14 protein-coding genes are annotated in these 12,375 nt (G+C 34.9%); 5 read left to right on the top strand and 9 right to left on the bottom strand.

The window, feature by feature from the left end; translation table 11 throughout:
* Positions 1-4: 4 nt before the first annotated feature.
* A complete protein-coding gene (locus M947_RS16530) occupies positions 5-250 on the bottom strand; it encodes an HP0268 family nuclease (RefSeq protein WP_021287180.1) in 246 nt (81 codons plus the stop codon).
* A 620-nt stretch (positions 251-870) separates the two neighbouring features.
* Between M947_RS16530 and nusA the strand changes: the two genes are divergently transcribed.
* Positions 871-2,004: a transcription termination factor NusA gene (nusA, locus tag M947_RS16520; protein ID WP_021287178.1), complete on the top strand. Its 1,134-nt coding sequence runs from the start codon at positions 871-873 to the stop codon at positions 2,002-2,004.
* Positions 2,005-2,341: 337 nt separating this feature from the next.
* Here nusA and M947_RS16515 read toward each other — a convergent pair whose 3' ends face one another.
* From M947_RS16515 to M947_RS16500, 4 genes are read right to left on the bottom strand one after another with little or no spacing between them, the layout of a single operon-like run.
* Entirely contained in the window at positions 2,342-3,301 is a 960-nt protein-coding gene (locus M947_RS16515; RefSeq protein ID WP_031347901.1) for an ABC transporter permease, read from the bottom strand.
* A 51-nt stretch (positions 3,302-3,352) separates the two neighbouring features.
* Positions 3,353-4,015, bottom strand: coding sequence for a TorF family putative porin (locus tag M947_RS16510; protein ID WP_021287176.1), 663 nt, complete (start codon positions 4,013-4,015; stop codon positions 3,353-3,355).
* Between the two features lie 33 nt (positions 4,016-4,048).
* Positions 4,049-4,387 carry a P-II family nitrogen regulator gene (locus M947_RS16505; protein ID WP_021287175.1) on the bottom strand — a complete coding sequence of 113 codons (339 nt, stop codon included), beginning with the start codon at positions 4,385-4,387 and terminating at the stop codon, positions 4,049-4,051.
* A gap of 33 nt (positions 4,388-4,420) precedes the next feature.
* Positions 4,421-5,632: an ammonium transporter family protein gene (locus M947_RS16500; protein ID WP_021287174.1), complete on the bottom strand. Its 1,212-nt coding sequence runs from the start codon at positions 5,630-5,632 to the stop codon at positions 4,421-4,423.
* 102 nt (positions 5,633-5,734) lie between these two features.
* Between M947_RS16500 and M947_RS16495 the strand changes: the two genes are divergently transcribed.
* Both M947_RS16495 and M947_RS16490 read left to right on the top strand, forming a co-directional pair.
* The gene (locus M947_RS16495; RefSeq protein WP_021287173.1) at positions 5,735-6,502 is read left to right on the top strand and encodes a sigma 54-interacting transcriptional regulator; all 768 of its coding nucleotides are present in this window, start codon (positions 5,735-5,737) and stop codon (positions 6,500-6,502) included.
* Complete coding sequence (locus tag M947_RS16490; protein ID WP_021287172.1) at positions 6,495-7,187, top strand: hypothetical protein; 693 nt, start codon at positions 6,495-6,497, stop codon at positions 7,185-7,187. The genes M947_RS16495 and M947_RS16490 overlap by 8 nt, the downstream gene beginning before the upstream one ends.
* A 17-nt stretch (positions 7,188-7,204) precedes the next feature.
* On the opposite strand, the gene fabI is transcribed toward M947_RS16490, so the two are convergent.
* The 4 genes from fabI to gap all read right to left on the bottom strand — a co-directional run bounded on the left by fabI (position 7,205) and on the right by gap (position 11,414).
* A complete protein-coding gene (fabI, locus tag M947_RS16485) occupies positions 7,205-8,026 on the bottom strand; it encodes an enoyl-ACP reductase FabI (RefSeq protein WP_021287171.1) in 822 nt (273 codons plus the stop codon).
* 407 nt (positions 8,027-8,433) lie between these two features.
* Positions 8,434-9,141, bottom strand: a complete 708-nt coding sequence (locus M947_RS16480; protein ID WP_021287170.1) for a triose-phosphate isomerase — start codon at positions 9,139-9,141, stop codon at positions 8,434-8,436.
* A 1-nt stretch (position 9,142) separates the two neighbouring features.
* Positions 9,143-10,345: a phosphoglycerate kinase gene (locus M947_RS16475; protein WP_021287169.1), complete on the bottom strand. Its 1,203-nt coding sequence runs from the start codon at positions 10,343-10,345 to the stop codon at positions 9,143-9,145.
* A 64-nt stretch (positions 10,346-10,409) separates the two neighbouring features.
* Positions 10,410-11,414, bottom strand: a complete 1,005-nt coding sequence (gene gap, locus M947_RS16470; RefSeq protein ID WP_021287168.1) for a type I glyceraldehyde-3-phosphate dehydrogenase — start codon at positions 11,412-11,414, stop codon at positions 10,410-10,412.
* A gap of 77 nt (positions 11,415-11,491) precedes the next feature.
* Between gap and nadD the strand changes: the two genes are divergently transcribed.
* Together nadD and rsfS are read left to right on the top strand one after the other, a co-directional pair.
* Positions 11,492-12,049, top strand: coding sequence for a nicotinate (nicotinamide) nucleotide adenylyltransferase (gene nadD, locus M947_RS16465; protein ID WP_021287167.1), 558 nt, complete (start codon positions 11,492-11,494; stop codon positions 12,047-12,049).
* Entirely contained in the window at positions 12,025-12,360 is a 336-nt protein-coding gene (rsfS, locus tag M947_RS16460) for a ribosome silencing factor (protein WP_021287166.1), read from the top strand. The genes nadD and rsfS overlap by 25 nt, the downstream gene beginning before the upstream one ends.
* Positions 12,361-12,375: the final 15 nt, after the last annotated feature.

Below are 12,375 nucleotides of genomic sequence, written 5' to 3'. Positions count from 1 at the left end.
GTCTTTAGCTAATAATATGTACTTGATACATATACTCACCGTCTGAGAGACCATATTTTACTTCACTCATATAAAAACTCTTACCTTTTTGCTCAAAATGATCTTGAAGCTCTAGCAAATCTTTGTGAGAGTTCTCTTTATCAAAATAAAAAATCATACTCCCCTCTTTCTCAACACTAGCCTCTAATTTATCTAAATCAACTTTTTTTGGTTTTGTCTCGATATCTGTTCTTGCAAATTTTAAATCCATCTCTCTATTTCCTTTAATTTATTTCATAAATTTAAGGGAACCTTTTCCCTATTCATTTATCACGCCAAAGGAAGTAATTCCTTTGACTACGCTAACGCTTGGTTTCCCTCGGCGGGAAGCCCTCGGCACTAGTGCCTCTTCCTTAATTTTATTTCATAAATTTAAGGGAACCTTTTCCCTATTCATTTATCACGCCAAAGGAAGTAATTCCTTTGACTACGCTAACGCTTGGTTTTCTCACAGAGAGTCTTACGACAAGCTTCAGCGCAAGGCTCTCGCAACCTTGTTGCTCTTGGATGATAACTTATATTACTCCAAAGCATCTCATCTAACGCTTTTTGCAAAACTTTGGAACCCCAAACTTGTTCGGGGCCATTAGTCTTTAATGTCGCACAAGCCTAAAACAAGTTCGAGATTACAAATACCCACATCACTAAAAGTGATTATTTTACTACTATTAAAAAGTCTTGCATTATATATGAAAACTACTAAAAGTCATATTAAAGATAATTTTAGATATAATCTCATACTTCATAAGAAATCCCAAACAAATATTATTGCAACTGTTTTTTATGAGACTTAAAAAAACCATTGCTTATGCAAAAATCAAGGAAGTTGATATGGAAAAAATTTTAGATATTGTTGATGCTATTGCACATGAAAAAGGTCTTCAACCTGATAAGGTTATAGAAGCTCTAAAGACTGCTTTTATTCAAACTGCAAAAAGAGTTATTGATAAAAGATTTGCTTTTGAAGCTAATATAGATAAAGCAAAAAGAAGTGTGGATATTGTTCAAACTATCACAGTTGTAGCTGACGATGATGAGAGACTTCAAGATGAAGAGATTGCTCCTGCGTACATATCTTTAACTGATGCGAAAGAGTATGATGATCAAGTAGAACTTGATGACCAACTTCAAATCCCACATGACCTAGAAGAGTATGGAAGGACTGCTGCATCGCATCTTCATCGTGAGATAGAGTATCATGTTCAAAGGCTTGTAGAAGATGAGCTTTTTAACAAATACAACTCTAAAATAGGTACACTTGTAAATGGTCGCGTAACTAGCGTTGACTCAAACAATGCTACATATATAGAGGTAGATGAAGTTCGTGCAGTTTTGCCAATGAAGAGTCGTATAAAGGGTGAAGTATTTAAAAAAGGGGATCATCTAAAAGCTGTTGTTCGCCGTGTTATAATGGATAAAGAAAATGGTATCCAAATAGAACTATCTCGTACTTCTCCTAAATTTTTAGAAGAGCTTTTAGCACTTGAGGTTCCTGAGATTGCTGATGGAGCAGTCATCATTGAAAAAAGTGCAAGAATCCCAGGAGAGAGAGCTAAAATAGCACTCATAAGTACACATCCTCAAGTCGATGCAGTCGGTGCTACTGTTGGTGTAAAAGGTGTTAGAATCAATGCGGTTAGTCGTGAGCTTATAGGCGAAAACATTGACTGTGTTGAGTACACAACTATACCTGAGCTTTTTATCTCAAGAGTTATGTCTCCTGCTATTATCTCTCATGTTGAGATAATTAAAGATGAAAATAAAGAGCCTCAAAAAGCCATCATAACACTACCAGCTGATCAAAAATCAAAAGCCATAGGCAAGAGTGGTATAAATATCCGTCTTGCATCTATGCTAACTGGCTTAAACATAGAACTTGTAGAAAACGATGAAGTAACAGATGAACAAGGTGAAACACAAGAATCAAAAGATGGTGTTGGTGCACTAGAGGCACTGTTTTCATAATTTAAAATGCAAAAGGGACTTGTCCCTTTTGCTAAGCTAGCCGCTTAGGCACTAAAATTTGCCTCTTTCGAGGCAGAGATAAATTCCTAAAAAAATTCTCTTCTTCCATCTCTTTTGAGACTATGAAATAACTATAGTTTTATCCCGGAAGTGGGACTTCTAGGAACGCTAACCAATGGCGTTCTCCACGATGAGTCCCGCAAAAAGGCGAGGCTAAAGCCTCACTTCCAGAAGATCTGACAAACTGCTATCGTTCTCAAAGTGTGGGTTCCTTCACACTCTCTGCATAGAAATGCTTATATAATCCTCATTCTAGTATAAGTTCTAAATTAAGCTTTTACCCGCGTTTGATGTATGGGTTTAGTTTTAGTAAAATCAAATCCGCTATCATATTTCCCAAAAGTGTCAAAAAAGCTGTTATTATCAAAGTTCCCATTATTATGGGATAGTCACGGCTCAGCGCACTCATAAAAAAGAGTTGTCCCATTCCATCTATACCAAAGATAGACTCTAAAATAACACTCCCACCAATAAGCCCGGGAAGAGATAATCCAAGAAGCGTGATGATTGGAGGTAGTAGATTTGGCAGTATATAGTAGCGAAGCAGTTGCCTTTGTGAGAGCCCACGAGAGAGTGCAAAAAAGTAGTAATCACTCTTTAGTATCTCAAGAGTTAGTGAGCGGACATAGATTATCATACTTCCAAGCCCTACAAATATCATAACACCAACTGGCAACACTAGATGCCAAGCCATATCAGTATAATAAGCAAATCCCTCTTTAGGTTCAATAGAGTGAAGTCCAGCGATAGGAAAAAGATTTAGATTTAGAGATAAAAATATAATAAACAAAAGTGCTAAATAAAAAGATGGCATAGAAAAAGAGACTAAAGATATTTGACGGATAATATAGTCTGCTTTTTTCTCATACTCTAGTGCCGCTTTTATCCCAAGATATAGAGAGATAATAAAGACTGCAACAAGAGCTATTGAGTTCATAATTAGTGTGATAGGGAGTCTCTTTAATATCTCACTACTAACATCCTGACCAGTTACAAATGAGATGCCAAAGTTTAGTGTGAGTATATTTTTTATCCAGTCTAAGTATTGAGCTGTGAGAGATTTGTCTAAGCCATATACCGCTTTTAACTGTTGTATCGCTTCTTCTGTCATGTTAGGATTTAACTCTCCAGCTGCAAAAAAACTATTTGGTGCAGCGTGAATCGCTAAAAATGAGATGATTGATATAAGTAGTAACATAAAGATTATATAAAAGAATTTTTTTATCATAAGAGAGATTATATCGAAATTTTAACTCTTCTTAAAATAGAAAAAAGAGTTAAAAACTTCTTAGAAACTAGCAGAGATTGTAGCTACAACACTATCTTGCTTCTTAGTCTTAGAAGCTTCAAAATCCATTTCAGTATATGCAAGACTAAAGTCATAACTAGAGATAGTTTTAGTAACACCAACAAGATAATAAACTCCTATATGTTCATACTTACCAACACTTGCATCTAGGCTGATATCCATAGGTAAAGCAAGAGAAACATAAGCTTCATACACATCTTCTAGATCTCCATCATCAGTTTTTATACCTAGGTTATATTTTGCTCCGATTTCAACTACTTCAAAATCATAACTAAGTCCTAAATACGCTTCACTAAAGTTTAGCGCTTGTGAGTCGTTTGGATAAGCATAATAAATGTATCCTATATCATACCCAACTCCATAAACTTCGTTTTTATATCCTGCATAAGCATCAAGTTCCATAGAAGCATCGCTTCCTTCATAACTAACACTAGAACCCCATGTTCCAAGATATAGACCTTTATAATCCAAGTCAAATCCACCCCCAATTGCAGGTAAATTTTCACTTTGAGTCATACCTCTCCATATGTAGTTACTAGTTAATGCTATATTTGCACTTACTTTAACTCCTGACACTATACTATCAGCATATACGCCTGTAGTTGCTACTGCTGCTAATAAACTAATTACTACCTTTTTCATTTTTTCCTTATTTTATAAATTTAGGAGAAGCTATTAAACCGCTTGGCTACCAGTTTCACCTGTTCTGATTCTAACAATCTTCTCAATATCAGAAATAAAGATTTTTCCATCTCCAATTTTTCCAGTTTTTGCAGAGTTTATAACAACTTCAACAACCTTATCAACATCCTCATCATTTACAACTATATCAAGTTTGATTTTTGGAATAAAATCAATTGTATACTCAGCACCGCGATAAAGTTCACTATGTCCTTTTTGTCTTCCGTAACCTTTTACTTCAAACACAGTCATACCTGTAATACCTATCTCAGCTAAAGCAACCTTTACATCCTCAAGCTTAAAAGGTTTGATTATAACTTCCATCTTTTTCATATTTTACTCCTACTATAAATTTGTTTAATCTGCTTAATGTCTTTTAAACTCTGGATACGCTTCAAGTCCAAGTTCATGTATATCAAGACCCTCTGTCTCTTCTTGTTCACCTACTCTTAATCCTAAAAGCATATCCAAGACTTTCCACACAAAAAATGAAGTTGTAAAAACAAATGCACCTATAACTAAGACACCTATAAGTTGTGGCATAAATTTACCATTACCAAAGATGCCTACAGCCAAAGTTCCCCAAATACCTGCTACTAAGTGAACTGAAAGCGCACCAACTGGGTCATCAAGTTTTAGCTTATCAAAAAAAGGTACTGCAAATACTGCTAAAGTTGCACCAACTGCTCCAACTGTTGTTGCATACCCCATACCAGTATTAGGAGCTGCTGTGACAGAAACAAGACCAGCCAATGCACCATTTAAAACCATTGTCAAATCAACTTTTTTGTATAAAAGCTGAGTAAGTGCTACTGCTGCTATAGCTCCTACAGCTGCAGCCATATTTGTAGAAGCCATTATCGTAGCGATTACATCTATATCATTGCTTGAACCCATGGTCAGTTGAGAAGCCCCATTAAAACCAAACCATCCCATCCAAAGTATTAGTGTACCTATAGTTGCAAGTGGCATATTTGATCCAGGAATTGGTCTAACATGACCCTCTTTGTCATACTTACCTTTTCTTGCTCCAAGGATTATTACACCAGCTAGTGCCGCCCATCCACCTACTGAGTGAACTATTGTAGAACCAGCGAAGTCAGAAAAACCTTCTATTAGACCTCCCAAAGATGTGCCACCCCAACTCCAGTGACCTTGAATAGGATAAATCACAGATGATAATATAACTACAAATATCAAAAATGGCCATAGTTTCATTCTCTCAGCTAACGTCCCTGAAATTACAGATGAAGCAGTTGCAACAAAGACAACTTGAAAGAAAAAATCTGCCATTACAGAATGACCTAAACCTTCACTTGTAAAACCACTAAGGGCAAAGCCTCCACCCATGAATGAGCTTCCCTCGCCATACATTAGGTTATAACCTATAAAATAAAACATAATACAGCTCAAAGCATATAAGGCTACATTTTTTGTCAAAATAGTCGCTGTATTTTTACTTCTTGTTAGTCCAGCTTCAAGCATAGCAAACCCTGCTGCCATCCACATAACTAATATGCCACCAAACAACATTAAAAAACTGTCTAAAATATACTTAATATCTGTGAAACTTTCCATTTCATCTCCCTTACTTGACATCTAAAAATTATATCATCAATTGAGTATTATTTATACATATAAATGAGTATTTTATATACAGTCTTATAGCTTAAATAGTTTATGATAAAATTAGACATGAAAAATTTTATAGCATTATCAGAATCTTCAAAAAAAGCTCTACATGTTGCAAAAATGTCAGCGGGCTTGCCAGTTAATATTTTAATATATGGTGAAGTTGGTGTGGGAAAGAAAACTTTAGCTAAGGAAATTTTACAAAATTGTGAAAGTTTTGAAGCTTTAGAGATAGAGAAGTTGATACTAAATAAACAACTAGATATACATAGTTTCAAATCTTTGATGATTTTTAATATTGATTCTCTTATAAATAAAAAACAATTTTTCCAAAAGTTAAAAACTGTAAGAGTTATAGCTACAGCCTCACCAAACTATAGAGATGATTTAAACACATTTCCTATTCAGATTAAGTTAGAATCTTTATCTAAGCGAAAAGAGGACTTAGAGGAGTTGACTAGCATCTATATAAATGAGGCAAATAAAGTCTATTTCTCCAATAAAAATGTAGCTGATGTAAAGATAGATATATCTAAAAATGGAGTTTCTTTAAAACAGTCTATATATAAAAGCATTTTACTCAACTCTATTTCTAAGGATGAACTTATGGATATTTTATATACATATTTTATAAATGACTTAAAAAATAAAAAAAACTCCTATAAAGATTTATTAGAAATTTTTGAAATCCCACTTTTAAGGGCATCTAAAGAGACATATAAATCTCAGGTTCAGATGGCAAACCATTTAGATATAAATAGAATGACGCTTAGAAAAAAGCTAAGTAGTTATTTTGAAGTAGATAAAAATGTATAGTGATAACTTTTATAAATCATTTATTAATGAATCTATAAATCCTTTTATTCTATTTAACAATGAGGGTAAACTTCTCGATTTCAACTATGAGGCTGAAATTCTTTTTAATAGTATATCTCCTAAAGAGATATTTGAATTAACTTTAAAACACTCACCTTACAACTTTGGATTTGAGAGAAAATATATCCATCTAAAATATGCAAAGATGAAATATTATGCGATTCTTATAGGGTATCTAGATGATGAACATATAGCTATAGAGTTGTATAAGCAAGTAGATATAGAAAAAGAGGTAGCTAAAATTGAAGATGTACAACAAACAAATATTTTTAGTCTTATAGATATAGCAAAAAATACAAACTTTGACTTTACAAAAACAACTATCACTGGAGAGTACGATACATCGATACCTGAGATAAAAGTCAATATAAACAATTTTTTGCTTACTCTAAATGAATGTTTTAAACTCTTTATAGAGTCAAAGCAGGTTAAAATTTCCGTCCATGTAAAAGTTGGAGAATATGAGGTCATAGATGCTAAGAGGTATAGCATTGCATATATAAAATGTAAAGCCAATACCCCTATAGAAGCGAGCCACAATTTAGAAAGACAAGCTTTAAAGTCTCATATAAATGTATTTGAAATCAATGGTTATATAAAACTGGAATTTCCAATGATTTTATAACCATTATATTCGTAAAACTACTTACGAACATCCCATGAAAAGACAGTTTTACCATCTCCGTTGGTCTCAGCAGCTGCCATCCCCATGATGTTATATCCACTATCAACATAGTGAATTTCACCAGTCACACCAGATGCTAAGTCGCTTAATAGATACATAGCAGAGTTTCCAACCTGCTCAGTTGTGACATTTTTCTTTAGAGGTGAATTTGTTTCATTCCAATTAAGAATCTGTTTAAAATCACCTATCCCAGCAGCTGCGAGCGTTCTTATCGGTCCTGCTGAGATTGCATTTACTCTTTGACCCTTTTTACCTAAATCTACCGCCATATATCTTACACTTGATTCTAATGCAGCTTTAGCAACACCCATAACATTGTAGTTTACTATGTACTTAGGACCACCTAGATATGAAAGTGTTAGTATAGATGCATCATCTGATAAAACGCCCTCTAAGCGGTTTGTTAAGTCGATAAATGAGTATACAGAGATATCCATAGCGATCCCAAACGCTTTTTTAGAAGTCTTTATAAAAGGCTCACTCAATGCTTCTTTTGGTGCAAATGCAACAGAATGAACTAAAAAGTCAATCTTTCCAAAGTCTTTTTCAACTAACGTAGCGATTCCTGCCATATGTTCTTCATTTGAGACATCAAGTTCATAAATTTTATCACTTCCAAACTCTTTTGCAATTGGCTCAACTCTTTTTTTGAGTGCATCATTTAAGTAAGTAAAAGCCATATGTGCGCCCTGCTCATGACAAGCTTTTGCTATTCCATAAGCTATTGATTTATTATTTGCAAGACCTACAATAAGACCTTTTTTACCTTTCATTATCATACTTTTATTTCCTTTAATTTATTTCATAAATTTAAGGGAACCTTTTCCCTATTCATTTATCACGCCAAAGAAACTAGTCTCTTTAGCTACGCTAATACCTCAAGGGTACTTCCTCTAGGCGCACTATATTTCTCACAGAGAGTTTTACGACAAGCTTCAGCGCAAAGCTCTCGGCACCAGTGCCTCTTAAATAATGTTTTTACATATATTGGAACCTCAAATTTGTTCGAGACTAAACTACTTTAAAGTGCTTCTCTCTCCACACTCTTAGAACTTGGGAATGAGAGCAAATTTTACGCCTTTTGGAAGTAAGGCTTTAGCCTCGCCCTGTAGGGCCTTAAAGTATTTCTGCGAGGCCTAAATCACTTCCGAGTTGTTTCACAGTCTTAGAGTAAGTGTAACGAGTGCTAACCACTCAATCCTTGTGCTATTTCACACATTGTGCAAAAGTCTTCTACATTTAGTGCAGCACCTCCTACTAAGATGCCATCAACTGCATCTATGCTTAAAACTTCTTTGGCATTGTTTACTTTTACACTTCCACCATAAAGAAGTGGAGCAGGTAATTTTTTCTTTAGCTCTTTATGAAGTAACGCTATATCCTCGCTAGTTGGAGTAAGTCCTGTACCTATTGCCCAAACTGGCTCATAGGCTATTATAAGGCTCTCATAGTTTGAATCTATGCCCTCATACTGTTTTGAGATATACTCCATCATATATTCAAATCCAGCTTCTCTGACTTCAAGAGGTTCTCCTACACAATAGACTATCTTAAACCCGAGATTTTTATAAAAGTTAAATTTATTTACAATCTCTTCTTGCGTCTCACCTAATATATGTCTTCTCTCGCTGTGACCGATGAGGATGGTTTTTATGCCAAATTCATCAAGATGCATACTTCCTATCTCTCCAGTAAATGCGCCACTACTAGTTCCATAAGCATTTTGAGTGCCTATTATAATTTTTCCATCATGAGCATTTAGGGAAGTTGGAGATGGAAATACCATAACTTCTTGAGTGATACTATTTTCATTTAAACATGATTCTAAATTTTTAAGATATTCTAGTGTCTGTGCTCTAGTTAAGTTTGTTTTTAAATTTGCTGCAATTATCATTTTAAGCCTCTTTATTAACAATTAAAGGCTCAACACCTGGAAGCATTTTTCCCTCTAAAAGTTCTAGTGATGCTCCACCGCCTGTAGAGATAAAACTCATCTCATCATCTACTCCAATTCTTTGAACAAGGTCAGCTGTATCTCCACCACCAACTACAGTTGTAGCATAACTATCAGCTACAAAGTTAGCAATTTTACTAGAACCTCTTGCAAATTTTTCCATCTCATATACACCCATTGGTCCATTCCAAAGAACAGTTTGCACATCACTTAGTCCCTCACGGTAAAGTCTAACAGTAGCAGGTCCAATATCTAGCCCCATCCAAGAGTTTGGAATCTCTTGTGTAGTTACAATCTTACTAACTGCATCTTCTGAAAATTTATCAGCCACTATAACATCTACAGGCAGGTAAAATTTAACGCCTAATCTTTTTGCTTCTTCCATAATCTGCCCAGCTTCTTCGAGCAAATCATCCTCTACTAAAGACGCACCTATGTTGTAACCCATCTTTTTTAAAAATGTAAACGCCATACCACCTCCTAGAAACATCTTGTCTACTTTTGGAAGTAGATTTATAAGAGCTTCTAATTTTCCAGAGATTTTTGAGCCTCCAATTATTGCGGCAAAAGGTCGAACTGGATTGTTTATAAGTTTGGAGAAAAATGTTATCTCTTTTTGCAGTAAAAAGCCAGCAGCCTTATGCTCATTATCAAAAAAATGCGTTATCCCCTCTACTGAGGCGTGGGCTCTATGGCTAACTCCAAAAGCATCATTTATATAAAATTCTGCCATTGATGCTAGTTTTTCTGAGAGCTCTCTATCGTTTTTAGTCTCCCCCTCTTCAAAACGAAGATTTTCTAGAAGTAGTACTTGAGACTTCTCAAGTGCAGCTGCCTTAGATATTGCATCTGGACCTATAACATCTTTTGCTATTATTACTTCTCTTTTTAGAAGGTGCTGAATCCTTCTTGCTACTGGAACTAAAGAGTATTTTTCATCTACCTTGCCTCTTGGGCGACCAAAGTGTGATGCTAAGATAACTGCACACTCTTGGTCAAGACAGTAGTTTATGGAAGAAAGAGCTGAGCGGATTCTTCTATCATCAGATATATTTCCATACTCATCCATAGGTACATTAAAGTCACATCTTATAAAGACTTTTTTACCAGCTAAATCTAAGTTTTTTATGTTTAATAATTCCATTTAGTTCCTTAATTTCTTTTACAATGCTAGATTGTGAGCTTACTACTAAAAGTACTCTTGCGTATTATTTAGATGAGATATGAAGTGCCATATCAAGAAGTCTCATAGAGTAGCCCCACTCATTATCATACCATGCCATAACTTTTACCATATCGCCTGCTATAACTTGAGTTAAGTCCTCTGCAACTATCGAGCTATACTGACATCCAACGAAGTCCTGAGACACTCTCATCTCTTTGTCAATAAGCAAAAGCCCCTTTAGTTTAGTCTCTGCCATCTCGTTAAATACAGCTGTCACCTCTTCTTTGCTAGTTTTTCTACTAACTACGACATTCAAATCAACCATAGAAACATTAGGAGTTGGAACGCGAACGCTTTGACCGTGGAGTTTTCCAACAAGCTGAGGAAGAACTAGTCCTATCGCTTTTGCAGCACCTGTTGTAGTAGGTATCATATTTATAGCCCCTGCTCTTGCGCGACGTCTATCTTTTGAGTGTTTTACATCTAAAATATTTTGGTCATTCGTATAAGAGTGAATCGTAGTCATTAGGCCCTTTTCTATCCCAAAAGCATCATCTAGAGTCTTAGCAATAGGACCTAAACAGTTTGTAGTACAAGAAGCATTTGAGACTATTTTTTGCCCATCGTATAGATGCTCATTTACACCCATAACAAAAGTAGCTGTCTCTTTATCTTTTGATGGAGCAGAAAAGAGAACTTTAGTAACACCATTGTTTATGTGAATCTGTGCGCTCTCTTGAGTTAAAAAAACTCCTGTACACTCTAAAACTATGTCAGCACCGCAATCAGCAAAGGCAAGTTTTTTAGGGTCACGATTACTAAAAACTCTAACATTTTTACCATCTATGAGAATATTGTTTTCATCAACTTGAATTACTTCACTCTTAAACGTTCCGTGAACTGAATCATTTTTAAGTAGATAAAGCATCATATCGATTGTAGCCATATCATTTATTGCTACAATTTCTACATCACTTCTACTAGCCGCAATGCGAGCTACACAACGACCAATCCTACCAAATCCGTTTATTGCTATCTTAAGTGCCATTATATTTCCTAAAATTAAAAAAATTGGATTATTTTATCTAAAATTAGCTATAATTCGCTTTAAATTTGGATAAGCATATGGAAACTATCGCACTTTTTGGTGGCTCTTTTGACCCACCTCACATCGCTCACGAGGCTCTTGTAAAAGCTCTTTTGGAGATAAAAGAGATTGACAAAGTAGTAGTGATGCCGACATATTTAAACCCTTTTAAATCACATTTCTTTGCACCATCAGAGTTAAGATTAAAATGGTTAAAAGAGATTTTTAGTGACACAAAAAAGGTGGAAGTAAGTGACTATGAAGTTAAGCAAAACAGAAAAGTTCCAAGCGTGCAAAGCGTAAAATATCTTCTAAAAAGATATAAAAAGGTATACTTAGTCATAGGTGCAGATAATCTTGCCACACTACGTAAATGGACAAATTTTGATGAACTAAATAGTTTAGTTACATTTATAGTAGCCAAAAGAAACAGTATAGATATACCAGATGGGTATATGAGTATTAATATTGACATAGATGTTTCATCTACTATGTTAAGAAAAAATTTAGACATAACAAAACTGCCATCAAGATGTGCAGATGAGATAATAGAATTTTACCAAGGAAACAAATGCAATCAAGAATACAAACAATAGTAAACTCACTAGATAAAAACAAAGCAGAGTCCATAGAAGTCTTTGACTTAAGAGAGAAAAACTACTTTGTGGAGTATGCTATCATAGCTTCATCATTAGGTGCAAAGCACACAAGTGCTCTTTTAAATCACATAAAAACTGACCTAAAACCAACTGAGACTTTTATGCATGTTGATGAGAGCGAGGACTGGGTAGTTATAGATCTTGGCGATATACTAATCCACATCATGACACCTGAATATAGAGTCAAGTACGACATGGAGAGTTTTTTAACTTCACTCTCTGATGGCAAGGAAGGCAATACTCTTTAATTAGTCCGTAAAAGG

This window comes from Sulfurimonas hongkongensis (assembly GCF_000445475.1).
Taxonomy (GTDB): domain Bacteria; phylum Campylobacterota; class Campylobacteria; order Campylobacterales; family Sulfurimonadaceae; genus Sulfurimonas; species Sulfurimonas hongkongensis.
The sequence above is the reverse complement of the archived record's forward strand: the minus strand, read 5'-3'. Positions and strand labels throughout refer to the sequence as shown.